General features: G+C 67.7%; 24 protein-coding genes. 14 read left to right on the top strand and 10 right to left on the bottom strand.

The features are described from left to right. Positions 1-74: 74 nt before the first annotated feature. Together B9Y64_RS01400 and B9Y64_RS01395 are read right to left on the bottom strand one after the other, a co-directional pair. A complete protein-coding gene (locus B9Y64_RS01400; RefSeq protein WP_004150340.1) occupies positions 75-620 on the bottom strand; it encodes a GNAT family N-acetyltransferase in 546 nt (181 codons plus the stop codon). 95 nt (positions 621-715) lie between these two features. Further along, positions 716-1,573 carry a 23S rRNA (adenine(2030)-N(6))-methyltransferase RlmJ gene (locus tag B9Y64_RS01395; RefSeq protein ID WP_100439201.1) on the bottom strand — a complete coding sequence of 286 codons (858 nt, stop codon included), beginning with the start codon at positions 1,571-1,573 and terminating at the stop codon, positions 716-718. Positions 1,574-1,608: 35 nt separating this feature from the next. Between B9Y64_RS01395 and creB the strand changes: the two genes are divergently transcribed. The 7 genes from creB to B9Y64_RS01360 all read left to right on the top strand — a co-directional run bounded on the left by creB (position 1,609) and on the right by B9Y64_RS01360 (position 9,546). After that, entirely contained in the window at positions 1,609-2,334 is a 726-nt protein-coding gene (creB, locus tag B9Y64_RS01390; protein WP_100439200.1) for a two-component system response regulator CreB, read from the top strand. Between the two features lie 3 nt (positions 2,335-2,337). Beyond that, positions 2,338-3,798, top strand: coding sequence for a two-component system sensor histidine kinase CreC (creC, locus tag B9Y64_RS01385; RefSeq protein WP_100439199.1), 1,461 nt, complete (start codon positions 2,338-2,340; stop codon positions 3,796-3,798). Between the two features lie 81 nt (positions 3,799-3,879). After that, positions 3,880-5,199, top strand: coding sequence for a cell envelope integrity protein CreD (gene creD / locus B9Y64_RS01380; protein ID WP_100439198.1), 1,320 nt, complete (start codon positions 3,880-3,882; stop codon positions 5,197-5,199). Between the two features lie 10 nt (positions 5,200-5,209). Beyond that, positions 5,210-5,620, top strand: coding sequence for a hypothetical protein (locus tag B9Y64_RS01375; RefSeq protein ID WP_100439197.1), 411 nt, complete (start codon positions 5,210-5,212; stop codon positions 5,618-5,620). A 251-nt stretch (positions 5,621-5,871) separates the two neighbouring features. Further along, positions 5,872-7,464, top strand: coding sequence for a M28 family metallopeptidase (locus B9Y64_RS01370; protein WP_100439196.1), 1,593 nt, complete (start codon positions 5,872-5,874; stop codon positions 7,462-7,464). 152 nt (positions 7,465-7,616) lie between these two features. Continuing rightward, positions 7,617-9,020 carry a glutamate--tRNA ligase gene (gltX, locus tag B9Y64_RS01365; RefSeq protein ID WP_100439195.1) on the top strand — a complete coding sequence of 468 codons (1,404 nt, stop codon included), beginning with the start codon at positions 7,617-7,619 and terminating at the stop codon, positions 9,018-9,020. Positions 9,021-9,054: 34 nt separating this feature from the next. Beyond that, complete coding sequence (locus B9Y64_RS01360; RefSeq protein WP_004150412.1) at positions 9,055-9,546, top strand: Fur family transcriptional regulator; 492 nt, start codon at positions 9,055-9,057, stop codon at positions 9,544-9,546. Positions 9,547-9,652: 106 nt separating this feature from the next. Here the strand turns inward: B9Y64_RS01360 and B9Y64_RS01355 are convergent, their stop codons facing one another. The 4 genes from B9Y64_RS01355 to B9Y64_RS01340 all read right to left on the bottom strand — a co-directional run bounded on the left by B9Y64_RS01355 (position 9,653) and on the right by B9Y64_RS01340 (position 15,620). Next, positions 9,653-10,807, bottom strand: coding sequence for an HlyD family secretion protein (locus B9Y64_RS01355; protein ID WP_100439194.1), 1,155 nt, complete (start codon positions 10,805-10,807; stop codon positions 9,653-9,655). 8 nt (positions 10,808-10,815) lie between these two features. Further along, positions 10,816-12,489 carry an MFS transporter gene (locus B9Y64_RS01350; RefSeq protein WP_100439193.1) on the bottom strand — a complete coding sequence of 558 codons (1,674 nt, stop codon included), beginning with the start codon at positions 12,487-12,489 and terminating at the stop codon, positions 10,816-10,818. After that, positions 12,489-13,055, bottom strand: coding sequence for a TetR/AcrR family transcriptional regulator (locus B9Y64_RS01345; protein ID WP_100439192.1), 567 nt, complete (start codon positions 13,053-13,055; stop codon positions 12,489-12,491). The genes B9Y64_RS01350 and B9Y64_RS01345 overlap by 1 nt, the downstream gene beginning before the upstream one ends. 360 nt (positions 13,056-13,415) lie before the next feature. Then, positions 13,416-15,620 carry a TonB-dependent receptor gene (locus B9Y64_RS01340; RefSeq protein WP_100439191.1) on the bottom strand — a complete coding sequence of 735 codons (2,205 nt, stop codon included), beginning with the start codon at positions 15,618-15,620 and terminating at the stop codon, positions 13,416-13,418. A 135-nt stretch (positions 15,621-15,755) separates the two neighbouring features. Here B9Y64_RS01340 and B9Y64_RS01335 point away from each other — a divergent pair, with 135 nt between their 5' ends. Beyond that, positions 15,756-16,169: a MerC domain-containing protein gene (locus B9Y64_RS01335; protein ID WP_100439190.1), complete on the top strand. Its 414-nt coding sequence runs from the start codon at positions 15,756-15,758 to the stop codon at positions 16,167-16,169. A 110-nt stretch (positions 16,170-16,279) separates the two neighbouring features. Beyond that, a complete protein-coding gene (locus tag B9Y64_RS01330; RefSeq protein WP_004150462.1) occupies positions 16,280-16,459 on the top strand; it encodes a 30S ribosomal protein THX in 180 nt (59 codons plus the stop codon). A 132-nt stretch (positions 16,460-16,591) separates the two neighbouring features. On the opposite strand, the gene B9Y64_RS01325 is transcribed toward B9Y64_RS01330, so the two are convergent. The 3 genes from B9Y64_RS01325 to B9Y64_RS01315 form a co-directional block, all read right to left on the bottom strand. Continuing rightward, the gene (locus B9Y64_RS01325) at positions 16,592-17,842 is read right to left on the bottom strand and encodes an ectonucleotide pyrophosphatase/phosphodiesterase (protein WP_100439189.1); all 1,251 of its coding nucleotides are present in this window, start codon (positions 17,840-17,842) and stop codon (positions 16,592-16,594) included. Between the two features lie 447 nt (positions 17,843-18,289). Then, positions 18,290-18,781 (bottom strand): methylated-DNA--[protein]-cysteine S-methyltransferase, encoded by a 492-nt coding sequence (locus B9Y64_RS01320; RefSeq protein WP_100439188.1) that lies wholly within the window; start codon positions 18,779-18,781, stop codon positions 18,290-18,292. Beyond that, positions 18,778-20,256 carry a DNA-3-methyladenine glycosylase 2 family protein gene (locus B9Y64_RS01315; RefSeq protein ID WP_100439187.1) on the bottom strand — a complete coding sequence of 493 codons (1,479 nt, stop codon included), beginning with the start codon at positions 20,254-20,256 and terminating at the stop codon, positions 18,778-18,780. The genes B9Y64_RS01320 and B9Y64_RS01315 overlap by 4 nt, the downstream gene beginning before the upstream one ends. Before the next feature lie 405 nt (positions 20,257-20,661). Here B9Y64_RS01315 and B9Y64_RS01310 point away from each other — a divergent pair, with 405 nt between their 5' ends. The 4 genes from B9Y64_RS01310 (at position 20,662) to ubiM (ending at position 24,103) form a co-directional block, all read left to right on the top strand. Beyond that, positions 20,662-21,825 carry a hypothetical protein gene (locus B9Y64_RS01310; RefSeq protein WP_100439186.1) on the top strand — a complete coding sequence of 388 codons (1,164 nt, stop codon included), beginning with the start codon at positions 20,662-20,664 and terminating at the stop codon, positions 21,823-21,825. Between the two features lie 58 nt (positions 21,826-21,883). Continuing rightward, entirely contained in the window at positions 21,884-22,444 is a 561-nt protein-coding gene (locus B9Y64_RS01305; protein ID WP_100439185.1) for a DUF4019 domain-containing protein, read from the top strand. Positions 22,445-22,455: 11 nt separating this feature from the next. Further along, positions 22,456-22,845 (top strand): MAPEG family protein, encoded by a 390-nt coding sequence (locus B9Y64_RS01300; RefSeq protein ID WP_100439184.1) that lies wholly within the window; start codon positions 22,456-22,458, stop codon positions 22,843-22,845. A gap of 79 nt (positions 22,846-22,924) precedes the next feature. Continuing rightward, positions 22,925-24,103, top strand: a complete 1,179-nt coding sequence (gene ubiM / locus B9Y64_RS01295) for a 5-demethoxyubiquinol-8 5-hydroxylase UbiM (protein WP_100439183.1) — start codon at positions 22,925-22,927, stop codon at positions 24,101-24,103. 11 nt (positions 24,104-24,114) lie between these two features. Here the strand turns inward: ubiM and B9Y64_RS01290 are convergent, their stop codons facing one another. Beyond that, positions 24,115-24,336, bottom strand: coding sequence for an RNA-binding S4 domain-containing protein (locus B9Y64_RS01290; protein ID WP_012479588.1), 222 nt, complete (start codon positions 24,334-24,336; stop codon positions 24,115-24,117). 266 nt (positions 24,337-24,602) lie between these two features. Between B9Y64_RS01290 and B9Y64_RS01285 the strand changes: the two genes are divergently transcribed. Beyond that, positions 24,603-26,585: a DEAD/DEAH box helicase gene (locus tag B9Y64_RS01285; protein ID WP_100439182.1), complete on the top strand. Its 1,983-nt coding sequence runs from the start codon at positions 24,603-24,605 to the stop codon at positions 26,583-26,585. Positions 26,586-26,636: the final 51 nt, after the last annotated feature.

Here is a 26,636-nt window from a genome sequence, read left to right as displayed (position 1 = left end):
GGGCGCCGGCCACAGGCCGGCAGCCTCATGCGCCGTTGGGGAAACGGATTGCCGGCCGGCGGCCGGCACCACCGTCAGTTGTCCAGCTCCAGCACCATCCGTACCAGGCCCTCGGCCCCGGTCGGGTGCGGAACCGGCTTGAAGCCCAGCGAGGCGGCCAGCTGCTTCATCGGCTCGTTCTCGGCGGCAACATCGCCGTACAGGCGGTCCAGGTACTTGCCGCGGCCCCACTTCACCAGCTTGCGCATCAGCTGCCGGCCCAGGCCCTGGCCAATGAGGAAGCGGCTGATCAGGATCGCGTACTCGGCTTCACGGGTACCGGGGATGATCGAGGCCCGGGCGACCGCGCCGACCACCGCTTCGCCAGCGGGCAGGGATTCGGCTGCGACCAGGGTGATCTCGGTCTTGGGATTCGGGTGGGTCAGGCGCTGGGTGGTTTCCGGCGACAGCTCGGTCACCGCCTGCAGGAAACGATCACGGATTTCTTCCGGCCCGAACAGGCTGAACGCCGCTTGCAGCGGTGCGCCATCTTCCGGGCGGATGGGGCGGATCAGCAGCTCGTGGCCGCTGGGAGCCTTGAAGATCTCATGCCAGGGCGGCATGCGGTTGCGAGTGGCCATACCGGGTGATTCCTTGGTGGTCCATCGATTGTGGCATCACCGGGGCTGCATTCCGTGAACGAAAGGCTCACGGCGGTACAGCCTCGTGAAGGCCGTTATTCGGGGGCTTTGAGCCAATCCAGGCGGGTGCTGGCCCCGGGTTCGCCCAGGTGCTGGCGCAGTGCCGGCAGGGCCGGGCCGACCACCCGGTCGAACTGCCATGGCGGGTTGAGCAGCAGCATGCCGCTGCCATTGAGGCGCAGCGGCGAGTCGTCCGGGCGCACCAGGAACTCGATTGTCATCGCCGACTTGACCGGGAGGGCGGTGGCCTTGCGCAGGAAATGCAGGATGGTGCGGCGCTGCTTGATCGGGAACCAGACCGCACAGGTGGCCTGCGGCCAGCGTGCCAGGGTCTCGGCCAGGGCGGCCAGCACGTTCTGGTATTCGGCGTCCTGCGCCTCGTACGGCGGGTCGATCAGCACCAGGCCACGGCCGATCTTGCTGCCATTGAACTTCGGCGGCAGCAGCGAGCGCAGCAGGGCGTAGCCATCGCCCGGACGTACATCGACGCGGCTGTCATGGGCGAACAGGGCCTTCAACGTGGCCGTTTCGGCTTCCTGCAGCTCGCAGACCGCCATGCGGTCCTGCGCGCGCATCGCCTGTGCGCTCAGCAGCGGCGAGCCTGGGTAGTTGGTCATCGCGCCGACCGGGTTGTCGGCCTGCACCGCCTTCAGGTAGCGCTCGACCACCTCCGGCAGCTTGGGCTGGGCCATCAGCCGCATGATCCCGGATTCGGCTTCCAGGGTCTTGCGGCTCTCTTCGCTGGCCAGCAGGTAGCGGCCAGCGCCGCCGTGGGTGTCGAGCACGAAGAACGGGCTGTCCTTGCGCTTGAAGCTGTCGATCAGGGCCAGCTGCACGATGTGTTTGAGCACGTCGGCGTGGTTGCCGGCATGGAAGGCGTGGCGATAGTTCATGGGCGGCAGTGTACGGGGCGGCGGCCGCAGCGGCTATGCTGCGCGCCATGACAGCTCCTGTTGCCCATGTCCTGGTGGTCGAGGACGAAGCCGCCATCGCCGAAACCGTGCTCTATGCGCTGCGCAGCGAAGGCTATGCCGCCAGCCACTGCCTGCTGGGCGGCGAGGCCCTGCAGCGGCTGCAGGCTGGGGATATCGACGTGGTGGTGCTGGACGTGGGCCTGCCGGACCTGGGCGGTTTCGAGGTCTGCCGGCGGCTGCGCGCGCAGCCCGGGCCGGCGGCGCAGCTGCCGGTGATCTTCCTGACTGCCCGCAACGATGAAGTGGACCGCGTGCTGGGCCTGGAACTGGGCGCCGACGATTACATGACCAAGCCGTTCTCGCCACGCGAGCTGGTGGCGCGGGTGCGTGCGCGCCTGCGCCGCGCGGCACCGGTCGTGGCAGCCGCCCGTGCGGACGCGGGCTGGCAGGAACATGGCGCCTTCGCCATCGACCGCGAAGGCCGGCGCATCCGCTTCCGCGGCCACGCGCTGGACCTGACCCGCTACGAGTACGCGTTGCTGGAAGCACTGCTGCAGCGGCCGGGAGCCATCCTCAGCCGAGCCCAGCTGATGGATCGCGGCTGGGACAGCAGTGCCGACAGTGCCGACCGAACCGTCGACACCCATGTAAAGACGTTGCGCGCCAAGCTGCGTGCGGCCGGTGCCAGCGACGACCCGATCCGCACCCACCGTGGCCTTGGCTACGCGCTGGAGGTCTAGCCGATGCGCCTGGTACTGAAGCTGTTCCTCGGCTTCTTCCTGATCACCGGCATCGCCGCGTTCTTCGTGATGCGCGTGTTCGTCAACGAGGTGAAGCCGGGCGTGCGCCAGGCAATGGAATCGACCCTGGTCGATGCCGCCAATGTGCTGGCCGAGATGGCGGCCGCCGACGTCAAGGACGGCACCATCCGCAGCGGCAGCTTCACCCGCAACCTGGCCAAGGCGCGGCAGCGCGACCTGAAGGCGATGGTCTGGCGATTTCCCAAGCGCTCGCTCGACTACCGGGTGACCATCACCGATGCCAGGGGCATCGTCATCTACGACTCGCTGGGCCGCGACCTGGGGCGTGACAACTCGCGCTGGAACGATGTCTACCGCACCCTGCGAGGCGAGTACGGCGCGCGCTCCAGCCCCGAGGTCGCCGGCGAAGAGGGCGACACGGTGATGCATGTGGCTGCCCCGGTGTATGACCCGGCCGATGGGCGCACCCTGATCGGCGTGCTCAGCCTGGCCCAGCCCAACCGCAGCATCGATCCGTTCATCGCTGCCAGCCAGCGCGCCATCATCGAGCGCGGTGCGTGGTTGATCGGGCTGTCGGCGCTGGTCGGCGTGCTGGTGACGATGTGGCTCACCACCGGCCTCGGCCAGCTCAGCCGCTATGCACGCGCGGTCACCGCTGGCGAACCGGTGCCACCGCCGCGGCGGCGACGCGACGAGATCGGCGACCTCGGCCAGGCGCTGGAGACCATGCGTCGCAAGCTGGAGGGCAAGGCCTACGTCGAGCAGTACGTGCAGTCGCTGACGCATGAGATGAAAAGCCCGCTGGCGGCGATCCGCGGTGCCGCCGAGCTCCTGCAGGAGCCGCTGCCCGATGCAGACCGCGTGCATTTCGCGCGCAGCATCGTCGACCAGCAGGAGCGGCTGACCGAGACCATCGACAAGCTGCTGGCGCTGGCCGAAGTGGAACAGCACGGGTGGCTGCAGACCCGCGATCCGATCGCGCTGCCGACGTTGCTGGCCGATGCGGCGGCGGCTGCGCAGGTGCGCGCGCAGGCGGCCGGCGTGCAGGTCAGCATCGGCAACGTGACCGACCTGCGCGTGCAGGGCGATGCCTATCTGCTGCGGCAGGCGCTGCACAACCTGATCGACAACGCCATTGCCTTCTCACCGGCCGGCGCGGACATCGCGTTGCAGGCCGAGGTGGACGGGCAGGGCGTGCGCCTGCAGGTGGCCGACCGCGGTGCCGGCATTCCCGACTATGCGCGCGAACGGGTGTTCGAGCGCTTCTATTCGCTGGCCCGCCCTGGCAGTGGCCGGCGCAGTTCCGGCCTGGGCCTGCCGTTCGTGCAGGAGGTTGCGCGCCTGCATGATGGTCGCGCCAGCCTCGACGATCGCGACGGCGGTGGCACCGTGGCCAGCCTGTGGCTGCCGCTGGCGGTGCCGGGCCAGCGCCCGCGCCGCTGACTTCACACTCACTTCAAATTCGCCACAAACCCTGCTCACCGCAGCGGTCCATCCTGCAGCCCTCTCCAACGAGGATGGACCATGAAATCCCTGAAGATGCTGCTGAGGTTCGCCATTGTCGGCGGGCTGATCCTGTTGCTGCTGGTGCCGCTGATGATGATCCGCGGGGTCATCACCGAGCGCAGCCAGTACCGCGACGAGGCCTTTGCGCGGGTAGCCGACAGCCGCGCCGGCACGCAGCAGCTGGTGGGCCCGGTGCGGGTGGTGCCGTGGGTGGAACGCCAGCAGGTCGAGGTGGTCGACGCCCAGGGCAACAAGAAGACCGAGGTGCAGGTCACCGAGGGCCACTGGCTGCAGATGCCGGCGTCGCTGGAGGTGGGCGGCGAGATGCTGCCGAGCCAGCGCGAAGTCGGCCTGTTCAAGGTGCCGGTGTACAGCTGGAACGGCCAGCTGAAGGCGAGCTTCGCCGCGGACGACTATCCGGTGAAGACCGGCCGCAGTTATGGCCAGCCCTATGTGGCGCTGGGTGTTTCCGATGTGCGTGGCCTGGTCGGTACGCCCAACCTGCGCGTGGACGGCAAGCAGCTGCGGTTGCTGCCGGGCGTTGGCGCGGCCAGCGAAATCGGCCGTGGTCTGCATGCACCCGTGGCCGGCTTCGCTGCCGATCAGGGGGGCACCCTGGCTGCCAGCACCGTCGAGCTGGAGTTGCGCCTGGACGGCAGCCGGATGCTGTCGGTGGTGCCGGTAGGCGATGACACCCGCATCGCGCTGCGTTCGAGCTGGCCGCATCCGTCGTTCAGCGGCGCCTTCCTGCCCAACGAGCGGCGCGTCGATGCACAGGGTTTCGACGCACGCTGGGCGGTGTCTTCGCTGGCCTCCGACGCGCAGCGCCAGCTGCGCAGCGAGGGTTCGATCGATTCGCAGGCGGTGACGGTGTCGCTGGTCGATCCGGTCGATACCTACACCCAGGCTGACCGTGCCTCGAAGTACGGCGTGCTGTTCGTGCTGCTGACCTTCGTCGGCTTCATCCTGTTCGAGCTGATCAAGTCGCTGCGCATCCATCCGCTGCAGTACCTGATGGTCGGCCTGGCGCTGGCGATCTTCTTCCTGCTGCTGATCAGCCTGTCCGAGCACATCGCGTTTTGGAAGGCCTACCTGGTCTCGGCCGTGGCCTGCATCGGCCTGCAGGCGGTGTACCTGGCCAACGTGCTGGGCCACTGGAAGCGCGGCCTCGGCTTCGCTGCGCTGCTGACCGTGCTGTACGGCGCGCTGTATGGCCTGCTGGTGTCGGAGAACAATGCGCTGCTGATGGGGTCGCTGCTGCTGTTCGTGATCCTGGCGCTGGCGATGTGGGTGACCCGCCGGGTCGACTGGTACGCGCTTGGCGCGGACCTGAAGTAAGGAGTACGCCATGGGCTGGCGCCAGGGGTTGCGGCAACGGGCACGGCAGGGCATTCCGGCCCTGCTGGAAGTGGATGCACTGCTGCAGGCACATGGCGTGCTGGCGGCCCTGCCGGGGGCACGGATCGCCCCCGGCCTGGTCCGCTTCCAGCTGGCGGCGGTGACCTGCGAGGGACTGCGGGGCAAGGGCCTGGCCTGGTTGCAGGGCGCGCGGCAGGGACGCGGCGCGGTGGCGGGGCGGGTGCCGCGCTACCGGCCATGGAAGGCCGGGGCGGAAGCTCTGACCGAAATCGGCATCGGTGGCCTGCCCGATGACTGGCCCGTACATGCGGCGGTGTACGGCTGCAGCAGCATCGACCGGCGGCACTGGTTGCTGCTGCTGCCGGAACGGGCGCAGCTATGGCTGGGCTGGAGCGGGTGAGGGGCCTGGGCGGGGGCGAAACACCTGCGCTCCTGTGGGGCCGCTCTCCTCTGGGGCCGCTCTCTTGTGGGGCCACTCTCCTATCGGGTCACTCTTCTGTGGAGCCAGTCTTCTGTGGGGCCACTCTCCTGTGGGTGCGAACCTTGGTTCGCACGCTTCTACACCGCCCATGACCGATGGGACGGTATCGGCGCGCTCCGGCTGGCTAGACTCGATGGGTTGATGAGCAGGCCGCAAGGCAGGGGTGCGATGTGTTGAAGTGGGGCGTGCTGGCCGTAGCGCTGGCGATGGGTGGCAATGCAGCGGCGCAGCAGCGCGAAACGGTTGACCTGGACATGGTCAGCCGCATCCGCCAGGAGGCCTTCCATCGCTCGCAGGTGATGGACACCTTCAGCTATCTCACCGAACGCATCGGCCCGCGCCTGACCAACTCGCCGGCAATGGGCCGCGCCAATGCGTGGACCCGTGGCAAGTTCAACGAATGGAAGCTGGACAACGTCCACGACGAAGCTTTCGATGATTTCGGCCGTGGCTGGGAGTTCACGTCGGCCAGCGTGGAAATGCTGGGTGACCGAATCCAGCCGCTGCACGCGCTGCCGAAGGCCTGGACGCCGGGTACCAAGGGCCCGGTCGAAGGCGAGCTGGTGCAGGTCGAGATCAAGAAGCCCGAAGACATCGAGAAGTACCGCGGCAAGCTGCGCGGCAAGATCCTGCTGTTGGGCGAAGCGCGCGAGTACAAGCGCGGCACCGAGCCGGATTCCCATCGTCACGACGCGACCTCACTGGAAGGCCTGCAGGAATTCACCCTGCCGAAAGACCAGGACGCCACCGCCGAGCGCGCCAAGCGGGTCAAGGAATACCAGGAGCGCCAGGCGCTGGCGAGCAAGGTCAACGCCTTCTTCGTCGAAGAGGGGGCGCTGGCCTCGATCAGCATCAGCAGCTGGGACAACGGCATCATCCGCGTTGCCGGTGGCGGTTCGCGCAAGGCCGGCGAGCCGGTTGGCATTCCCGAGCTGGCAATGATCAGCGAGCACTTCAATCCACTGGTGCGCGCACTGAAGGCCAAGCAGGCCGTGCGCCTGCGCGTGGACGTAGCCGCGCGCTTCACCGACGAGGCCGACCAGCCCGGCTACAACACGCTGGCCGAGATCCGCGGCAGCAGCAGGCCCGATGAAGTGGTGATGATCGGTGCGCACCTGGATTCCTGGCACAGCGGTACCGGTGCGGCCGACAACGCCGCTGGCGTGGCGGTGATGATGGAGGCGATGCGCATCCTCAAGGCTACCGGCGCCAAGCCCAAGCGCACCATCCGCGTGGCGCTGTGGAGCGGCGAGGAGCAGGGCCTGATCGGCTCGCAGGCCTATGTGGCCAAGCATTTCGGTCGTTTCCCCGAACCCGCCGACGCGGCGCAGAAGGCGCTGCCGGCGTCGCTGCGTGAGCCGACCGGGGCCCTGCAGAAGACCCGCGACTACGGGAAGTTCCAAGTCTACTTCAACATGGACAACGGCTCCGGCCGCTTCCGTGGCATCTACGCCCAGGAAAACCTGGCGGCGATGCCGATCTTCGAAGCCTGGCTGGCCCCGTTCCATGACGTGGGCGCCACCACCGTGGCCACCCGCAACACCGGAAGCACCGACCACATCAGCTTCGACCGCATCGGCCTGCCAGGCTTCCAGTTCATCCAGGACCGGCTGGACTACTTCACCAACGTCCACCACAGCCATCTGGACACCTGGGACCACGCCGAGCCGGAAGACCTGAAGCAGGCCGCGGCCATCGTCGCCTCGTTCGCCTACAACGCCGCAATGCGCGAGCAGCCCTTCCCGCGTAAGCCAGAACCATAAAAGGGGACGGAGGGGATTAAGTCGTATCTCCCCTCCGTTTCCCGGTCGCCCCGCAGGAGCGGGGGAATCGCGACTTAATCCCCTCCGTCCCCTTTTTCCGTCGGGGGCGGTGGGCTGGTAAAATCGGGGGATTCCCGTTCCTCGAGCCCTCCATGACCTGCCGCACCCGCTTCGCCCCCAGTCCCACCGGCTACCTGCACATCGGTGGTGCCCGCACCGCGCTGTACTGCTGGCTGGAGGCCCGCCACCGTGGCGGCGAGTTCGTGCTGCGTATCGAGGACACCGACCGTGAACGCAGCACCCAGGGCGCGATCGACGCCATCCTGGAGGCGATGGAGTGGCTGGGCCTGGATTACGACGAGGGCCCGATCTACCAGACCGACCGCGTCGCCCGCTATCTGGAAGTGGCCGAGCAGCTGGTGGCCGAGGGCAAGGCGTACTACGCCTACGAAACCCGCGAAGAGCTTGATGCCATGCGCGAAGCGGCCATGGCCAAGCAGGAGAAGCCGCGCTACAACGGCGCTGCGCGCGATCTGGGCCTGCCGTACAAGGACGACCCGAACCGCGTCATCCGCTTCAAGAACCCACTGCAAGGCACGGTGGTGTTCGATGACCTGATCAAGGGCCGCATCGAGATCGCCAACAGCGAGCTGGATGACATGGTCATCTTCCGCCCGGACGGCTACCCCACCTACAACTTCGCGGTGGTGGTGGACGACTGGGACATGGGCATCACCGAAGTCATCCGCGGCGACGACCACATCAACAACACCCCGCGCCAGATCAATCTGTACGAAGGCATCGGTGCGCCGGTGCCGAAGTTCGGCCACATGCCGATGATCCTGGACGAGCAGGGCGCCAAGCTCTCCAAGCGTACCGGCGCAGCCGACGTGATGCAGTACAAGGACGCCGGCTACCTGCCCGATGCGCTGCTGAGCTACCTGGCCCGCCTGGGCTGGTCGCACGGTGACCAGGAGCTGTTCAGCCGCCAGGAACTGATCGACCTGTTCGATGTGAAGGACTGCAACTCCAAGGCCTCGCGCCTGGACATGGCCAAGCTGGGGTGGGTCAACCAGCACTTCCTGAAGACCGAGGATGTGGCCGCCATCGTGCCGCACCTGGTCTACCAGCTGCAGAAGCTGGGGCTGAATGTGGCCGCCGGCCCGGCCCCGGAGGATGTGGTGATCGCCCTGCGTGAACGCGTGCAGACCCTGAAGGAAATGGCCGAGAAGGCCGTGGTCTGGTACCAGCCGCTGACCGAGTACGACGAGGCGGCGGTGGCCAAGCACTTCAAGGCCGGTGCCGAGGTGGCGCTGGGCAAGGCCCGTGAGCTGCTGGCGGCGTTGCCCGAGTGGACCGCCGAGGCGGTGGGGGGGGCCCTGCACGATGCGGCCGCGGCGCTGGAGATCGGCATGGGCAAGGTCGCCCAGCCGCTGCGCGTGGCCATCACCGGCACCCAGGTCAGTCCTGACATTTCCCATACCGTGTACCTGGCCGGCCGCGAGCAGGCCTTGAAACGCATTGATGTGGCCATCACCAAGGTAGCAACGGCCTGAGGCATCCTTGCCAGGCCCGAACCGGAGAACACGCATGCCCGCCAAGACCGCCACTGCCTGTACGGCCCCGCACCACCACGTTCACGACGCATCGGATTTCGTGGCGGTGGTCGAGCGCGTCTCGCGCGAACGCGGGCTGCGCCTGACCCCGATCCGCGCCAATGTGCTGAAACTGATCGCCGAGGCCGGCAAGCCGGTCAAGGCCTACGAGCTGCTGGAATGGGTACGCAACGGCAAGGGCGTGGGTGCTGATGCCCCGCCCACCGTGTACCGCGCGCTGGATTTCCTGATGGCCAACGGCTTCGTGCACAAGCTGGAATCGGTGAACGCGTTCGTGGCCTGCCACCATCCCAGCAGCGCCGCGCACTCGGTGCCGTTCCTGATCTGCAACAGCTGCCACAGCGCAGTGGAGCTGGAAGACCGCGAGATCGTCACCCAGCTGGAGAAACGTGCCAAGGAGCTGGGCTTCCAGCCGCAGGCACAGACCCTGGAAGTGCACGGCCTCTGCGCGCGCTGCGCAGGCTGAGCAAGGCGCGCGAGCGGGGTCAGATCCCTTTGCCAATGGCAAAGGGATCTGACCCCGTTTCACAACAAGGCAACCGGGCAGGGCCCGGGGCTGGAGGGCCTGCGCCCTAGTCCACCGGCTTGGATGCGGTATCCACCCGCACGATCACCGACATGCCGGGTCGCAGCTGCGCCGCCAGTTCCTGATTGCCGTCGATCGAAATCCGCACCGGCAGCCGCTGTACCACTTTGGTGAAGTTGCCGCTGGCATTGTCCGGGCGCAGCACGCTGAATTCCGATCCGGTGGCTGGCGCGATCTCTTCCACGCGGCCGCGCAGCACCTGGCCCTGGAACGCGTCCACCGAGAACGAGGCCCGCTGGCCGATGGCCATCCCCCAGGTCTGGCCCTCCTTGTAGTTGGCCACCACCCACAGCGTGTCAGGTACCAGGAACAGCAGCTGCGAACCGGCTGCGACGTACTGGCCCACCCGCACGCTGGCCTCGCTGATCTGGCCGTCGCGCGGTGCATGGATCACCGTGTTGGCCAGATCGATGCGGGCCAGTTCCAGCTGCGCCTGCGCACTTTCCACCTGGGCCTCCAGGCTCTTGCGCGCCACCTGGGTCGACACCAGCGTTTCCTCGGCGATGCGGATCTGCGCCTGCGACTGCTGCACGCTGGCCTGTGCCGACGCCTGGGTGGTGCGGAACTTGTCGCGGTCGTTGACCGATACCAGTTGTTGCGCGGCCAGTTCCTCGTAGCGCTTCAGTTCGTTGCGCGAGCGCTGCAGCTCGGCCTGGCCGGCCGACAGCGTGGCCTGCGCCGAGGCGATCTGCGCACGGTTCTGCGCCTGCGACTGGTCGGAGTTGGCCAGCGCCGCGCGCGCGCTGTCCAGCGTTGCCTGCGCCTGGGCGACACGTTGTGCGTAGATGCGGTCATCGATGCGCAGCAGCGGCTCGCCCTGCGTCACATGCTGGAAATCCTTCACCAGCACGTCGGTCACGTAGCCGTTCACCTGTGGCGCCATCACCGTGATCTGGCCGCGGACATAGGCGTTGTCGGTCACCATCACGCTGCTGGTGAACGGCCACAGGTGCCAGGCGCGCAGGATCAGCGCGATGCCCAGCAGGGCCACCACCACCATCACCACCACGCTGCGCGCGCTGGGCTTGAGGTACTTCGGCGCGACCGCGGGTTCTACCGGCGTGGGCGCGGGAGCCGCATCGGTCGGCGGCGGTGGGGTGACATTGTCGGCGTCGTCGGGTCGGGGCGGCACGGGAGGCATGGGGGGACTCAACGGGGCGCGGCTGGCGTGGCCGCAGTGGAAAGGACGGGATGGCGCTTGCGCCATTGCTTGAGTATGGCGGTGCGCAGCGAGAGCAGCAGCAACCAGCACAGGAAGCCGATCGCCAGCCAGCCACTCAGCGTAAACACATCATTGAAGCCACGCACGTTGGCTTCGCGGCGCGCGGTCTGCGCCAGCTGCGCGCTGCCCTGCGCGCTGCGCAGCACCGGGTCGGTGATCTGCGCGCTGTACAGCTGCTGCTGGAGGCGCAGGCGTTGCGCCACCACTGGATCGGCCGGATCGAGCTGGCTGGTCAGCGCGCTGGAATACAGCTGCTCGCGATGCAGCTGGAAGGTCCCCAGCACCGCCGAACCTGCCAGGCCGCCCAGTGTCTGCGTGATCGACAGCGTCACCAGGAAGGTGATCATGTGGTCCACACCCTGTTTCAACGCGGCAGAGATGCCGAGCATGATCAGCGGGCCCATGAACATGCCGGCACCGATCGAGGCCAGGAACTGGCTGGCGTAGAAGTCGTGCGGCCGGTCCAGGCTGGTGCGGTGCTGGTCGAAGAACGCGGCGGTGCCCAGCAGCAGGATCGCCATCAGCAGCTGGGCGATCAGCCGTTTCGGGCCGAAGGTCAGCGAGGCGCCGGCGATGCCGACGATCACCCCGGCCAGGATCACCACGAACAGTGGCCGCATCTGGTCAGGCCCCATGCCCAGCGTGCGCATCAGGTTGACCACGCCGTAGGACTGCTCGGTGGTGAGGAAGCGGATCAGGAAGGCGCCGACGATGAAATGCAGGACCGGCAGTGTCGACAGCCAACGGATCTGCAGCAGCGGATTGCGCCGGTAGTGTTCGATGATCAATGCGGTGGTGGTCAGCGCGATGGATGCGATCAGCGCCCAGCCCAGCCACGGCGTATTGAGCCACCAGCGCGTGTAGCCCTGCGCCAGCACGATCACCAGCAGCGCAACAGCCGGCGCGAGCAGGGCAAAGGTGAGGAAGTCCAATGGCTCGAATGCCTTCACCTGGATGCCGGGTGGCAGCTTCAGCAGCACCACCGCCGCGAACGCACACAGGGCCAGGCCGGCTTCGAACGAGTACAGCTGGTGCCACTGGCCGGTATCGACCAGGCCCGGCGAGACGATCCAGGCAATCGGAACCGCCAGCTGCGAAAGGCCCACACCGACCACCAGCAGATTGCCGGTGAACCGCCGCGGCAGCGCCTGCAGCATGTACAGCGTGCCCAGTGTCGAACAGGCTGCGCCAGCGAAGCCGCTGGCGGCACGGGTCAGCATCGTGGTCTCGAAGCTGCCGACGAACAGATGCAGCACTGCCAGCGCCGCGTACAGGCCCAGCCCGATCTCGGCGAACAGGCGGATGCCGTACTGCTGGCGGAACTTGAAGGCCAGCAGGTTGGCGGTGACGTTGACCATTGCATAGGCCGCCACCAGCCAGCTGCCCTGGGTCGGAGTCAGCGCCAGCTGGCCCTGCAGGAACGGCAGGTTGGCGGTGACCAGTGCGTTGCCGAGGCCGCCGGTGATCGCCACCAGCAGCGACACCAGGGCATACGCCAACCGACGATGCGGCGGGTGCCAGGGCATCGATGCCGAACCGGGCATGGTCGGCTTCTCATGCTCCTCCCAATCCGGAACCGGCTTCAGATACGGCTGGACCATCAGCGGGCCTCGCTGGTTGCTCCCTGGAGACCCCCGCGCAGCAGCTGCAGGGCGCGCCCGGCCAGGTGAGCACGCTCGTCGCGGGTCTTGCCGCGCAGGGCCGCGCCCAGCATGCCCGAGATCAGTGAAATATCGGTCTTTTCCAGGTCGGGACGGCACAGGCCGGCGGCCTTGGCGCGCTCGATCGGTGCTTCCAGCAGATCGCGTACGGTCTCGCGCGCGGTGCGCATGGCCGGAACGTCGGAGTCGACCGCGCGCCAGTAATCGGCCAGCGCCGGCGAATCGATGATGCGCTGGGCCATGCCCTCGAACACCTCGAACAGGGCGTCGTCGCGGTCGCCGAGCTGCTCGACCTGGCGCCGGATGCGGTCGACCGTACGCTGCAGCAGCGCCTGGATCAGCGCCGTGCGGTCGGGGAAGTTGCGGTACAGGGTGGCGCGGCCCACCTGGGCGCGTTCGACCACCAGGTCCAGCGGGGCGGTGACACCATGTTGGCCGAACACATGATCGGCGGCGTCGAGGATGAGGGCACGGCGGGCAGCAGCATCGGCACGTTGGGCAGTCATGGAGTTATATTCGGACAAAGGTGTCCGTTTGGCGAGACATTGAGTGACGGGATTGTCCGGTTGTTGTCGTACGCACATCTTTGTGACGTCCGCGTGATGGGGGGCCGAAATGAAGACGGGGACCCGAAGGCCCCCGTGGGATTGCGTGGGGTCAGAGCCCTTTCCTGCGGTAAGGGATCCGACCCGGATGGGCAGGTAGATCCACGCCACGCGTGGATGCCGTTGCTGCGGGGTCAGAGCCCTTTCCTGCGGAAGGGATCCGACCCGGATGGGCAGGTAGATCCACGCCACGCGTGGATGCCGTTGCTGCGGGGTCAGAGCCCTTTCCTGCGGAAAGGGATCCGATCCCGCTGTATGCGATCAGAAGAACGCGCGGATGCCGAATGCGACGCCGCGGCCCGGCAGCGGCGAGTAGTCGCGCAGCAGCGAGGTATGCGGACGCACTTCGCGGTTGGTCAGGTTGCTGCCATCCAGGAACACCTCGTAGCTGTTGCTCGCGTTGCGATCCCAGCGGTAGGCCAGATGCGCGTCGACCAGGGTGTAGCCATCGCTCGGCGCTTCGTTCTGGGCGACATCCTTCTGGCGGCTGTAGCGGACCGCACCGACCGAGGCGCGCCAGCCATCCTTCGACCAGCGCAGGTCGGCGCCGACGCGGGCCGGAGCGATGCGCGGCAGGTAGCCGGTGTTGGCCAGCTCCACCGTGTAGTTGTGGCTGTGGTCACCGTGCGGCACGGCGATGTCGAGGTTGCGGCTGCCGCTGCCATCCAGCTTGGCCTTCACGTAATCACCGAACAGGCGCAGGTCCCAGTCACCGGCGCCGCCCTCGAACAGATGCACCAGCGCTTCAGCCTCGGCACCGCGGAACACCGCGTCCTGCTGGGTCCAGCTACGCACAGGCAGGCCTTCGGTGATGCCGGTGTCGGCCAGATAGATGAAGTCCTTGAACCTGGTCTGGTAGACCGACGCGGAGAAGTCCAGGCGATCACTGTGGGTATGGATGCCGAGCTCGATGCGCTGGCCGCGCTCGGTCTTCAGGTTGGCATCGCCGATTTCCAGGGAGCGGGTGGCGATGTGCGCGCCGGCGGCGTACAGCTCTTCATTGGTCGGAGCACGCTCGGAGCTGTCCACGCCGATGCGCAGGTCAACTGCATCGTTGAGCTTCCAGATGCCGGCGGCAGACAGGTTGGTGGCGCCGAACGTGCGGCGGCGGTAGTCGCCGGTCGGATCCAGCTTGACCTGGTCGTGGCGGCCGCCCAGTTCCAGCTTGAACGGACCGAACTGCTTTTCCTGCAGCACGAACAGGCCGATGTTCTTCGTGCCGGTATCCGGTACGAACGCCTCTTCGCCCTTGGCGCCGAAATCACTGTTGCCGAACTGCAGGCCGAAGGCACCGTCCCAGCCGCCGATCTGCTGCTGCACGGCTTCCAGGCGCGCCTCGATGCCGCGGTTGGTGAAGCGGGTGGACGGCGTGCCGGCCTCCAGCTCCACGTGCTCGTAGTCGGTGTAGGCCACGCGTGCGTTGATGTTCTTCAGGAACGAGACCGGGTTGTAGATGCCGGCCTTGGTCTCGAAGCGGTTCTGCACCATGTCGATGCGCACGTCATGCTCGTCGCCGCCTTCCTCTTCATCGCCATGGTCGTGACCATGGTCATGGCCATGGTCATCACCGTCAGCGTGCACGTGCGCGCCATTGGGAATGCCATAGTTGGTGCGGTAGGTGCTGGCCGATACGCCGAAGTAGCCGCCTTCACCCAGCCACGTTGCGCCGACGCCACCGGCGCGGGTGCGGATCGAACTGTTGTCCAGGCGGCCCCGGCGCGGTTCTTCGCCCTCGGCCGCATCGTGGTCGTGATCGTGGTCATGGTGGTCTTCAAGACTGTCGATCACCGCGTAACCGGGGATGCGGTAATCGTCGCCGTTGCGTACCAGGCCATCCACATGCAGCACGACGTTGCCACTGACGCCGTCGAGGCGGAACATGCCACTGCGTTCATTGTTCACCGAATTGCCGCGCAGCTCGGCGCGGCCGCTGAGCGGACGCTCCGGCAGCTCGCGTGCGATGCGGCCGTCGACCACATTGACCGCACCACCGATGGCGCCGCTGCCGAACAGCAGTGTAGCCGGCCCCTTCAGCACTTCGATCTGGTCGGCCAGGAACGGTTCGATGCTGGTGGCGTGGTCGGCACTGACCGTTGAGGCGTCCATGTTGCCCATGCCGTTCGACAGCACGGCCACACGCGGGCCTTCCTGGCCGCGGATGATCGGGCGGCCGACGCCGGGCCCGAAGAAGGTGCTCTGTACGCCGGGCAGCTTGGCCACGGTATCGCCGAGGGTGCCGGCCTTCTGCTCGTCCAGGCGCTCACCGGCCAGCACATCCACCGGGCGCGCCAGGGATTCGGCATCGCCCTGCAGCGGCGACGCGGTGACCTGTACCGACGACAGCTCGGTCAGGTGGCGGTCACGATGGGAGGTGTCCTGGCCGGCTGCAAAGGCGACGGACGGCAGCAGCGCGGCGAGGGCCAGGGCCAGGGAATGCGGCTTGAGCCGCGGGGTGTGGGCGGGCATGGGCGGGTCCTTTGTTACATTGTATCAATCACGGGGCGCACGAATCCCGTCGATGGGACAGGGGGAGGGAAACCGTGCGGGTCGGGAATGGATGTTATATTATTCCATAACGATTCGCCGACCCTGCTGGAAGTCATGTCCCTGTCCTCACGCCTGCGCCCCCTGCTCGACCGTTTCGGTGCCACTGGTTCGATGCTGTGCGCGGTGCACTGCGCGGTGATCCCCGTGCTGCTGGCGGCGGCACCGTCGCTGGGGCTGTCCTTCTGGCTGAGTGACGGAGTTGAACAGGCGCTGGTGCTGTTCGTGACCCTGCTCGGGCTGTTCAGCCTGGTCTGGGGTTACCGCCGTCACGGCGCGCTGCGTGCGCTGGGCTTCCTGATTCCCGGTCTGGTCGCGTTGTGGGCCGGCGTGCTGTACGACCCGCTGCACCACAACGCCGTACCACATGCGGTGGTGATGACCATCGGCGGCCTGCTGGTGGGTGTTGCGCACCTGGTCAACCTGCGCCTCAACCACGGCCACGTGCACGACGCCAGCTGCGCGCACTAGGCGCTCCGTGATAGGCTTTCTGATCGTGCGCGGGGGCGCCCAGCAAGGCGGCCCCGCCGAACCCGTGTCAGTACGGGGTAACCAGATTTCACACTTGAGGAGTTGAAGACATGGGTAAGGGTGACCGCAAGACCGCCAAGGGCAAGCGCTACAACGCCAGCTACGGCAACGCCCGTTCGCACACCGCGAGCAAGGTCGCCGTAGGCGCCGCCGCCCCGGTTGCCAAGAAGACCGTGGCCAAGGCTCCGGCGAAGAAGGCTGTGGCGAAGAAGGCCGTCGCCAAGGCCTGATCCGGCCGACCGACCGGTCCAAGGAAAACGCGGCGCCTGGCGCCGCGTTTTTTTTGTGCCTGTTTTTGTAGAGCCGAGCCCATGCTCGGCTGGCGCAATGCAGCCGAGCATGGGCCCGGCTCTACCACGGGGTCAGCGCAGTGCCTGCTTCAACGTCTCCGCATTGCCGTCGTTCGGTGCGGCCGGCACCTGCAGCAGATGGGCCAGCAACGGATAGACATCGACATTGTCGAAGCCATCGATCACAAGGCCCTGGCGGAACGACGGGCCGCTGGCCACGAACACCGCGCGCATCGAGGGCAGGGCGTTGTCATAGCCATGCGAGCCCCGGTCCTGCTTCGGGCGCTTGGCGATCTTCGCCCGGTGCAGCGCGTCCCACCCTTCATCCATCGCACAGACGATGGCCGGAATCCGCGGATGGGTGCCGTAGTGCCAGCGAGCCGGCAGGTTTTCCTTCTTCCAGCACTCATAGTGCGCATGGCGGCCGAGCAGGGCAGCTTCGGCCTCTGATTCGCGGCCGGCCACCGGCGCAAAGCCGACTGACTGGCCCTGGCTGACATTGCGCGCGATGGCCGGGTCGGCCATCGATTCGGTGGCGATCACGTGCCCGTCGGCGACGCTGGCCATGCCATGGTCAGATACCACGATCACGTTGGTGGTGGCGGCCAGGCCGCTCTGCTGCAGGCCGTCGAGTACCTGGCCAACGATCAGGTCGGCGCGCACGATGGCGTCGGCGTATTGCTTCGATTCGGGACCGTAGTTGTGGCCGGCCTTGTCCACGTGTTCCATGTACAGCGTGGTCAGCCGTGGTGCATCGGCATCGGCCTGTGCCAGCCAGTCGAGCACGGTGCCGGCGCGCTGCTCCAGCGGTTCCTTGCTGTCGTAGACGCGCCACTGGCTGGGGCGTACCCCGCGGATCGCCGATTCGCTGCCGGGCCACGACGTGGTGGCGGTGCGCACGCCGGCATTCTCCGCACCGACCCAGATCGGTTCTCCGCCCCACCAGGCACTGGTGGTGACCGCGTCGCGGTTGCCCAGTTCGAAACGGCCGAGTGTTGCGTCCTCCATGCTGTTGTTGACGATGCCGTGGTGGTCCGGGCGCAGGCCGGTGACGATGGTGTAGTGGTTGGGGAAGGTCAGGGACGGGTAGGACGGGGTCATCCAGCGGGCGCGCACGCCGCCGTCGATCATCCGCTGCAGGTTCGGGGTCAGGCCGCGGTCCAGCGCATCGGCGCGCAGGCCATCGATGGAGATCAGCAGCAGCTTCGGCGGTGCAGCCGCAGCCATGGAAGTGGGAGCGGAGGCGGAAGGGGCGGGGGCGGTGGTGCAGGCCGCCAATGGCAGCAGCAGCGCCAGTGCGCAGGTCAGGCGTACGGAAGTCATTCCTGCATGATAGTGCGAGGCAATGACGCGCCCAAGACAGGGCGTGCTATCGCACGCCCTGTCCGCGCATTCTTTCTTGTCCCCGCGCCTGTCGGCGCACCGCCTTGAACAACAAGGGGGCTCTTCTCCAGACAGGTTCCTGATGCTTCCACCCACGCATGGCGTGGATCTACCGTGTCGACCAAGGTCGGCACCTGCCAGCAGCCGCGGTACACCATCCCGACAGGTCGCAGAAATCTGTCGAAGGCGCGGTGGGTCCGGTTGCGGGGGTGTCCGCGGCATGGATGCCGCGGCCAAGCCTACATGGACGTACTTGCGGCGTCCCCCGCAACCGGACCCACCACGCCATCCTAAGGAATACCGCTGTTGCTTCGGCCGTTGCCGTTGCCGTTGCCGTTGCCGTTGCCGTAGCTTCTGCGGGTGCCGGGCGCAGCCCGGCCAGCCCTCTCAGGCGAACAGCGGGGCCTGGCGTTGTTCCAGTCGCAGCAGCGCGGCCTTGGTTTCCAGGCCGCCGCCGAATCCGGTCAACGCACCATTGCTGCCGATCACGCGATGGCAGGGCAGGATGATCGGCAGTGGATTGCGGCCATTGGCCGCGCCCACCGCGCGGGTCGCGCTGGGCTGGCCCAGGTGCTGCGCCAGCTGCAGATAGCTCCAGGTCTGGCCAAACGGAATCAACGCCAGCGCCTGCCACACGCGCAGCTGGAATGGCGTGCCTCGCGGTGCCAGCTGCAGATCGAACTGGCTGCGTTCACCGTGCAGGAACTGCAGCAGCTGTTCGCGTGCTTCCGGCAGTGCATCCGGTGCGTAGTGCCAGTCATCGCGCCCGCGCGCGGGGTGGCGGTTCTCCGGGAACAGCACATGCGAAAGACCGCGCTCGTCGCCGGCGATGGTCAATACGCCGATCGGGCTGTCGAAACGATCGAACAACAGGGTCATGTCGGTTCTCCAACGAAGGTGCCGGACAGGTGCCACAGGTGCAGCACGGCGTAGGCGCGCCACGGGCGCCAGGGTTGCGAGCGCGCTTCGGTCGCACGCTCGCTCAGGCGCTGGCCCTGCGCGTGGCCGAGGACCTGCTGCAGCACAAGATCGCCGGCCGGGAAGGCATCGGGCTGGCCGAGTCCGCGAAGGGCGATGTACTGCGCGGTCCACGGGCCGATGCCGGGCAGTGCGACGCAGCGCGCAACGAATTCCTCCAATGCCTGGCCGGGCCCGAAGTCGAGCTGGCCGCTGGCACAGGCGGCGGCCAGCGCACGCACGGTGGCTGCGCGGCTGCGCGGCAGGCCGATGGATTCCAGTGGCGCCTCGGCCAGTACTTCCGGCGCCGGAAACTGGCGATCAAAGTCGGACGGCATGCCCGGCAGGTGCGCGCCATAGGCATCGACCAGGCGCCGTGCGAAGGTGGTGGCTGCGGCCACGCTGACCTGCTGCCCGAGCACGGCACGCACGCCCACTTCGAAGCCGTCCCAGCCGCCGGGCACGCGCAGCCCGGGACGTTCGGCGATGCCGCGCGCCAGCAGGGGCTCTTCGCCCAGCGCGGCATGGACCTGCTGCAGGTCGGCATCCAGATCGAATACGCGACGCACGCGGCGCACGATGTCGGGGATCAGGCGCGGATCCACCGCGCCCAGTTGCAGGCGCAGCTCCGGGCGCTTCGGGTCGGCCGTGACGCGCAGCAGGGTGGGCCGCTCAGGCGTGCCCAGCACGCGCTGGTAGCTGTCCTCGCCGATCAGTTCGATGCCGGGCAGGCTGCGCTTGCGCAGGAAGGCCAGCATGCGCGGGAAATCCAGTGGAGGCCGGTACGCCAGACGCAGTACCAGGCAACCATCATCGGCGGCCAGCGGCTGGTGCTGGCGACGCAGTGCGGTGGGTGCCATGCCGCAGCCCTGCAGGAACGCGGTATTGAAGCGGCGCAGGCTGTTGTAGCCGGCGGCCAGCGCGACGTCGGTTACCGCCAGCGTGGTTTCGGTCAGCAGCTGCTTGGCCAGCAGCAGGCGGTGGGTGGCATGGATCTGCCCGGGCGTCGCGCCGAGATGTTCGACGAACAGGCGTTGCAGCTGGCGCGCACTGATGCCGAGCTTCATTGCAAGATCGGCAACCGGCTGCTCCTGCAGGAAGCCACCCTGGATCAACGCCAGGGCGCGCTGCACGGTCTGCCCGGCCAGTGCCTGCTGCGCCTGCGGTGCCAGTTCGGGGCGGCAGCGCAGGCAGGGTCGGTAACCGGCTGCGGCGGCCGCGGCGGCGGTTGGGAAGTAGGTGATGTTGCGCGGCTTCGGTGGCGGTGCCGGGCACACCGGACGGCAATAGATACCGGTGCTGCGCACGGCGGTGAAGAACACGCCGTCGAAGCGGGCGTCGCGGGCCAGGCGGGCGCGATCGCAGGCGGCAGTGTCGAGGGCGAGGGCGGTGTCCATGGCGCCAGTCTAGGCGGCTGCGGGTGCAGATACTCGCCACATTCGGACATGGATGCTGAAGGGAGTCAGGCCGGGCGGCGCCCTGCACCCGCCGAGGCCAGAGCAACAGCAACAGCGGGCTTCCTGGGGGAAGGCGGGGTGGGGCCGGTGGCAGGGGACGCTGCAAGTACGTCCCTGCAAGCTCGGTCGCGCCATCCATGGCGCTCACGCCCCTGCCACCGGCTCCACCCCGCCTTAGACAGGTTCCGGCAATCTGTCGGGACGGCGTTCTGCGTTGCTGTTGGTAGGCGTCGACCTTGGTCGACACGCTTTCCCAAGGGTCAGAGGGGGTTCAGTACCACGCGCTGAATGCGCGCCCCGGACGGGTAGACTGTGGCTCTTGTTCACATGAAGACCGGTTGCCCGATGTCCGCCAAACTCCGCTGGTTGCCCCTGTTGTGCCTGGCCCTGGCGGGCTGCAGCCAGCTGGAGAATCCGGGCAATGTGACCGCTGCCGACAAGGCGGCGAGGGCACCGGCCAGCGATGGCGAGAACATGGTGTCGATCAATGCGGCCGACGCGCCGCCGCCGCCGGCTCCGCCGCGCAGCCAGGCAGACCGGCCGTGGCCGCAGGCGCAGCTGGAGAATGGCCGCGCCTGGGTCAGCTGCAGCACGGAATATGCTGGCGATGCCGGCGACGGTGCCGAGCTGGAAGGCCTGCAGCGCGAGCAGATCACCGCGGCCTTGGCGCCCTGTGCCGAACGCGGCCTGATGCGCGTGCGCTACGCCGGCAAGATCAATCCGGGCTTCGCCGAAATGATGTGGCGGCTGGCCGTGGTCGCCGACCAGCAGAAGATCCACAAGCGCATCCTCGATCTGGATTCCAGCGGCGGGCAGGTGGAGTCGGCGATCGTTGCCGGTGACAGCATCGGTGAATCGGGCTGGACCATCTGGGTGCGCGAAGGCTCGATCTGCCACAGCGCCTGCGTGTTCGTGCTGGCCGCCGGTGACAACCGCCTGCTGTCGGGCAAGGTCGGCATCCACCGCATGATGCGCATCAGTTCCAAGGCTACCTCGCGCGCCGAACTCAACCGCGAGCTGCACGAGGTCTACGACAACGTGAAGGACTACCTGCAACGCAATGGCGTGGCGGTGGGTGTGGCCGACCTGATGATGACCGTGCCCAACCGCAGCCTGCGCCTGCTGACGCCGGACGAGCTGCGCCAGTACGGCCTGGATGGCACCAACGCGGTGCAGGACGATCTGGAACGGATCAAGCAGATGCGGGCCTGCGGCGATGATTTCGTGCAGCGCAAGGACGCGTTCCTGATCGTCTTCGACCAGCAGTGCAAGCGCGAAGGCGCTGACATGGAATCGATCAACAGCTGCGGCCAGGCACTGAAGCAGCGCTTCGGTTTCCCGGATGCGGTATGCCCGGAAGAAAGCCCGCTGTCGGAGATCGATGTGGCAACGCTGCCACCGGCACCGTCGGAGCCGCCGCCGGTGGCCGAACAGGCGCCGGCAGGCACCGGCACGCCTGCCGCGCAGGCCGATGCAGCGACGGTGGAAGGCAGCGCCCACGCGCGCTGACGAGCAGCTCACCGTGCTGGCGTAGACTGCGGTTCTTTCCCGAGAACCGGCGGTGTCCATGAAGCGCGTGCTCCTGCTGCTGTCCCTGCTGCCCCTGACCGCATTGGCGCAGGCACCTGCGCCGGCCACGCCTGCACCGGCCACGCCTGCACCGGCCCCGGCACGCCCGGCCCCGGCATCACCGGCGGCGGCGAAACCGGCCACTGCCGGCGCACCGGCGTTGACCGCCGCGCAGCAGGCACAGGTGCAGAAACAGGACGCGGAAATGGGCGCAGCCGCAGTAAAGGCGGCGCAGCTGGTCGATGCCAACCGTGCCGGCGAACTGTGGGATGGCGCTTCGGCCGTCGCGCGCCGTGCGGTGCCCAAGGCCGCCTTCGTCAGCCAGTTGACCGCCGAGCGCACGCGCCTGGGTGCGCTGGCCGGGCGTGGCCAGCCCACCATCACCCGGGTCAAGTACAGCGCTGGTGCCGCGGTGCCGGAAGGGCTGTACATCAACGTCAGCTTCCCGACCCGTTTCGCCAACAGCGCGCAGCCGGTGCGCGAGCTGGTCTCGTTCCGTTTCGACGAGGACCAGGTGTGGCGCCTGGCCGGTTACAGCCTGCGCGCGTCGGCACCCTGAGGAGATGAACGATGGCAACTGAACTGACGATGCTGGCCTGGTCGGTGCTGCTGGGCTTCGTCTACATCTTCGCCACCTCCACCGTGGTCACCCGCGAGCGCGGGATGAAGTGGAATGCGTCGGCAAGCGATGGTGACGCAAAGCCGGTCAGCCCGCTGGCTGGTCGCCTGCAGCGGGCCCAGGCCAACTTCCTGGAAACCTTCCCGTTCTTCGCCGCGGCGGCGATCGCGGTGGTGTTGGCCGGGCGCGGCAACGACACCACAGCGCTGGCTGCGCAGGCCTACTTCTGGGCGCGCGTGGCCTACCTGCCGCTGTATGCCGCAGGTGTGCCCTATGTGCGCAGCCTGGTGTGGGCGGTGTCGCTGCTGTCGATCCTGGCGCTGGTGTTCGCACTTCTGTGAGCCCGCCTGATCCAGATCAAGGCCGGTCAGGCGCGCGGCGCTATGCTGGCCCGGACTGAATCAACGGCAGGAGGCGCGCATGCGCAGGATGGACGTGGTGGTGGTCGGCGCCGGACCGGCGGGTCTGTGTTTCGCGCGCGCACTGGCCGGCAGCGGCCTGCAGGTCGGCCTGGTCGAAGTGCAGCCGCGCCAGGCCCTGGCCGAGGCCGCCTTCGATGGCCGTGAGATCGCGTTGACCCATGCCTCGCGCCAGGGCATGGAGCAGCTGGGACTGTGGCAGCGGCTGCCGCACGCCGAAGTCGCCGAGCTGCGCGATGCCAGGGTGATGAACGGTGGCTCGCCATTCGCGTTGACCTTCGCCAGCAGCCAGGTCGATGGCCAGCCACTGGGCTGGCTGGTGCCCAATCACCTGATCCGCCGTGCTGCGTGGGATGCCGTGCAGGGCCAGGACGGCCTGCAACTGTTCGATGGGCGCAAGGTGCAGGGCGTGCAGGCCGACGCACAGGGCCATGTGGTCACGCTGGATGACGGCAGCACGCTGCACGCGCGGCTGCTGGTCGCCGCCGACAGCCGCTTTTCCGCAACCCGCCGCATGCTCGGCATCGGTGCGCAGATGCGCGACTTCGGCAAGTCGATGCTGGTGTGCCGCATGCAGGTCGAGCGCGACCATCACCACACCGCCTGGGAATGGTTCGGCTACGGGCGCACGATGGCACTGCTGCCGCTCAACGAGGGCCAGGCATCGGCGGTCATCACGTTGCCGCCGCGGCAGATCGAGGAGCTGCTGGCGATGGACGAGGTGGCCTTTGGTGAGGCCATCAGCAGCTGTTTTGAACATCGTCTGGGGCGGATGCAGCCGGTGGCCACGCCGCAGGCGTATCCGCTGGTGGGCGTGTATGCGCACCGCTTTGCCGGCGAGCGTTCGGCGCTGATCGGCGATGCTGCGGTGGGCATGCACCCGGTCACCGCGCATGGCTTCAATCTGGGCCTGGCCAGCGCACAGCGGCTGGCGCGGGGCATCGTCGAGCAGCAGCGCCGCGGCGCCGACATTGCCGCCGCCGGCATGCTGGCCGGCTACCAGCGCGGTCATCGGCTGGCGTCGCGGCCGCTGTACGAGGCCACCAACGCGATCGCCAGCCTGTACACCGACGATCGCCGTCCGGCGCGCCTGCTACGGGCGGCTGGCCTGCGCCTGGCGCAGGGCGTGGCACCGTTCAGGCAGCTGATTGCCGCGCACCTGACCCAGCGCGTGGCCTGAACAGCTTGAAATCAGCCGGCGGCCAGCACCCGGATCTGGCTGTCGGCGAACTCGACCACCTGGCCTGCGCGGATCTTGCAGGCCTTGCGCAGTTCGACTTCGCCGTCGACCCGGACCTGGCCGTCGCTGATGACCATCTTGGCCTCGCCGCCACTGGTGACCAGGTCGGCCAGCTTGAGCAGCTGCTTGAGTTCGACGTAGTCGCCGTCGAGGTCGAATTCGAGAATCTGCATGGGGCGGGGTTCCTGGGAAGAGGGCGCGGGCCAGCGGCCGGGCCGGAAAGAGGGCGCGTATTGTGCGCCAGCACGGGGCATGACGGCACGCGCACGGAAAGCTGTATGCCTCGTTCAGGATCAATGCGGTATCATTCCGCTCTGAGCGAGTGAAATCTCCTCCGACCGAGCAGCGCCAGGGCACGCGATAAGAAGGGCGCCCAAAGCGCGGACCATCCCTTTTTTATCGCACTGCCAGGAAGACGGCAGTGCCTTCGGAGTTCCCCATGTCCCAAGATTCCCAAGCGCCGCTGCAGTTTGCGCAGCTCGGCCTGTCCGAGCCCGTGATGCAGGCGGTCACCGCCATCGGCTACGAAACCCCGTCGCCGATCCAGGCCGCCACCATCCCGGCGATGCTGGAAGGCCGCGACGTGCTGGGCCAGGCCCAGACCGGTACCGGCAAGACCGCTGCCTTTGCACTGCCGGTACTGTCCAACATCGACCTGCAGCAGATCAAGCCCCAGGCCCTGATCCTGGCGCCGACCCGCGAGCTGGCCATCCAGGTTGCCGAGGCGTTCCAGTCCTATTCGTCGAAGATCCCCGGTTTCCGCGTGCTGCCGGTGTACGGCGGCCAGCCCTACGGCCAGCAGCTGTCGGCCCTGCGCCGTGGCGTGCACATCGTGGTCGGTACCCCCGGCCGCGTGATCGACCACCTGGACCGCAGCACCCTGGACCTGTCCGAGCTGAAGACCCTGGTGCTGGACGAAGCGGATGAAATGCTGCGCATGGGCTTCATCGACGACGTCGAAGCCGTGCTGAAGAAGCTGCCGGAGCAGCGCCAGGTTGCCCTGTTCTCGGCCACCATGCCGCCGCAGATCCGCCGCATCGCGCAGACCTACCTGCAGGACCCGGTGGAAGTCACCATCCAGGCCAAGACCACCACCTCGGCCAACATCCGCCAGCGTTACTGGTGGGTGAGCGGCATGCACAAGCTGGACGCGCTGACCCGCATCCTGGAAGTCGAGCCGTTCGACGCGATGATCATCTTCGCGCGGACCAAGGCCGGCACCGAAGAGCTGGCCAGCAAGCTGCAGGCCCGTGGCCTGGCCGCTGCTGCCATCAACGGTGACATGCAGCAGGCCCAGCGTGAGCGCACCATCGCCATGCTGAAGGAAGGCAAGCTGGACATCCTGGTCGCCACCGACGTGGCCGCCCGTGGCCTGGACGTGGAGCGCATCAGCCACGTGCTGAACTACGACATCCCGTACGACACCGAAAGCTATGTGCACCGCATCGGCCGTACCGGCCGTGCCGGCCGCAGCGGTGAGGCGATCCTGTTCGCAACCCCGCGCGAGAAGGGCATGCTGCGCCAGATCGAGCGCGCCACCCGCCAGCCGATCGAAGAAATGCAGCTGCCGAGCGTGGAAGCGGTCAACGACACGCGCATCAACAAGTTCACCTCGCGCATCACCGAGACTCTCGGCGCCGGTGGCCTGGACTTCTATCGCCAGCTGCTGGAGCGTTTCGAGAGCGAGCAGAACGTGCCGGCGATCGAAGTCGCTGCCGCGCTGGCGAAGATGCTGCAGGGCGATACCCCGTTCCTGCTGCAGCCGCCGGTGCGTGCCCCGCGTGAAGAGCGTGCGCCGCGCGAGCGTTTCGAGCGTGGCGACCGCCCGGAGCGCGGCGATCGTTTCGACCGCCCGGAGCGCGGCGATCGTTTCGACCGCCCGGAGCGCGGCGATCGTTTCGACCGCAACGAGCGTGGTCCGCGCTTCGAGCGTGGCCCGCGCCGCGACGACGCCGAAGGTGGATTCGAGCAGCGTCCGCGCCGTGAGGTTCCGCCGCGCGGTGCGCCGGAGCAGGGCATGGAGACCTACCGTATTTCGGTCGGTCACCAGCATGGCGTGAAGCCGGCCAACATCGTTGGCGCCATTGCCAACGAAGCCGGCCTGGAAAGCCGCTTCATCGGCCGCATCGACATCCACGACGACTTCTCGCTGCTGGACCTGCCGGCGCAGATGCCGTCGGACGTGCTGTCGCACCTGCAGAAGGTCTGGGTGTCCGGCCAGCAGCTGCAGATGCGTGCGCTGGCTCCGGGTGAAGACACCAACCCGGCCCCGCGTCCGTTCAAGCCGCGCTTCGACAAGCGAGGCCCGGGTGGTCCGCGTCGTAGCGGCCCGGGTGGTCCGGGTGGCGACCGTGGCGGTGACCGCGACAGCCGCCCGCCGCGTCGTGACGGCTTCAAGCCGCGCGGCCCGCGCAGCTACTAAGCCGCGCCCGCAGCCGTCCAGAACAACGCCAGCCCCGGGCTGGCGTACAGA

Origin of the sequence: Stenotrophomonas maltophilia, assembly GCF_002799245.1 — a bacterium.
Taxonomy (GTDB): domain Bacteria; phylum Pseudomonadota; class Gammaproteobacteria; order Xanthomonadales; family Xanthomonadaceae; genus Stenotrophomonas; species Stenotrophomonas maltophilia_S.
The sequence above is the reverse complement of the archived record's forward strand: the minus strand, read 5'-3'. Positions and strand labels throughout refer to the sequence as shown.

Coding starts and splice junctions, on each gene's coding strand:
- B9Y64_RS01325 (WP_100439189.1), bottom strand. CDS start 17,842: ATGACTTCCGTACGCCTGACCTGCGCACTGGCGCTGCTGCTGCCATTG.
- B9Y64_RS01355 (WP_100439194.1), bottom strand. CDS start 10,807: ATGCCTCCCGTGCCGCCCCGACCCGACGACGCCGACAATGTCACCCCA.
- B9Y64_RS01315 (WP_100439187.1), bottom strand. CDS start 20,256: ATGGACACCGCCCTCGCCCTCGACACTGCCGCCTGCGATCGCGCCCGC.
- B9Y64_RS01305 (WP_100439185.1), top strand. CDS start 21,884: ATGAAGCGCGTGCTCCTGCTGCTGTCCCTGCTGCCCCTGACCGCATTG.
- B9Y64_RS01400 (WP_004150340.1), bottom strand. CDS start 620: ATGGCCACTCGCAACCGCATGCCGCCCTGGCATGAGATCTTCAAGGCT.
- gltX (WP_100439195.1), top strand. CDS start 7,617: ATGACCTGCCGCACCCGCTTCGCCCCCAGTCCCACCGGCTACCTGCAC.
- B9Y64_RS01335 (WP_100439190.1), top strand. CDS start 15,756: ATGTCCCTGTCCTCACGCCTGCGCCCCCTGCTCGACCGTTTCGGTGCC.
- B9Y64_RS01285 (WP_100439182.1), top strand. CDS start 24,603: ATGTCCCAAGATTCCCAAGCGCCGCTGCAGTTTGCGCAGCTCGGCCTG.
- B9Y64_RS01360 (WP_004150412.1), top strand. CDS start 9,055: ATGCCCGCCAAGACCGCCACTGCCTGTACGGCCCCGCACCACCACGTT.
- creD (WP_100439198.1), top strand. CDS start 3,880: ATGAAATCCCTGAAGATGCTGCTGAGGTTCGCCATTGTCGGCGGGCTG.
- creB (WP_100439200.1), top strand. CDS start 1,609: ATGCTGCGCGCCATGACAGCTCCTGTTGCCCATGTCCTGGTGGTCGAG.
- B9Y64_RS01320 (WP_100439188.1), bottom strand. CDS start 18,781: ATGACCCTGTTGTTCGATCGTTTCGACAGCCCGATCGGCGTATTGACC.
- ubiM (WP_100439183.1), top strand. CDS start 22,925: ATGCGCAGGATGGACGTGGTGGTGGTCGGCGCCGGACCGGCGGGTCTG.
- B9Y64_RS01290 (WP_012479588.1), bottom strand. CDS start 24,336: ATGCAGATTCTCGAATTCGACCTCGACGGCGACTACGTCGAACTCAAG.
- B9Y64_RS01345 (WP_100439192.1), bottom strand. CDS start 13,055: ATGACTGCCCAACGTGCCGATGCTGCTGCCCGCCGTGCCCTCATCCTC.
- B9Y64_RS01330 (WP_004150462.1), top strand. CDS start 16,280: ATGGGTAAGGGTGACCGCAAGACCGCCAAGGGCAAGCGCTACAACGCC.
- creC (WP_100439199.1), top strand. CDS start 2,338: ATGCGCCTGGTACTGAAGCTGTTCCTCGGCTTCTTCCTGATCACCGGC.
- B9Y64_RS01340 (WP_100439191.1), bottom strand. CDS start 15,620: ATGCCCGCCCACACCCCGCGGCTCAAGCCGCATTCCCTGGCCCTGGCC.
- B9Y64_RS01300 (WP_100439184.1), top strand. CDS start 22,456: ATGGCAACTGAACTGACGATGCTGGCCTGGTCGGTGCTGCTGGGCTTC.
- B9Y64_RS01375 (WP_100439197.1), top strand. CDS start 5,210: ATGGGCTGGCGCCAGGGGTTGCGGCAACGGGCACGGCAGGGCATTCCG.
- B9Y64_RS01350 (WP_100439193.1), bottom strand. CDS start 12,489: ATGGTCCAGCCGTATCTGAAGCCGGTTCCGGATTGGGAGGAGCATGAG.
- B9Y64_RS01395 (WP_100439201.1), bottom strand. CDS start 1,573: ATGAACTATCGCCACGCCTTCCATGCCGGCAACCACGCCGACGTGCTC.
- B9Y64_RS01310 (WP_100439186.1), top strand. CDS start 20,662: ATGTCCGCCAAACTCCGCTGGTTGCCCCTGTTGTGCCTGGCCCTGGCG.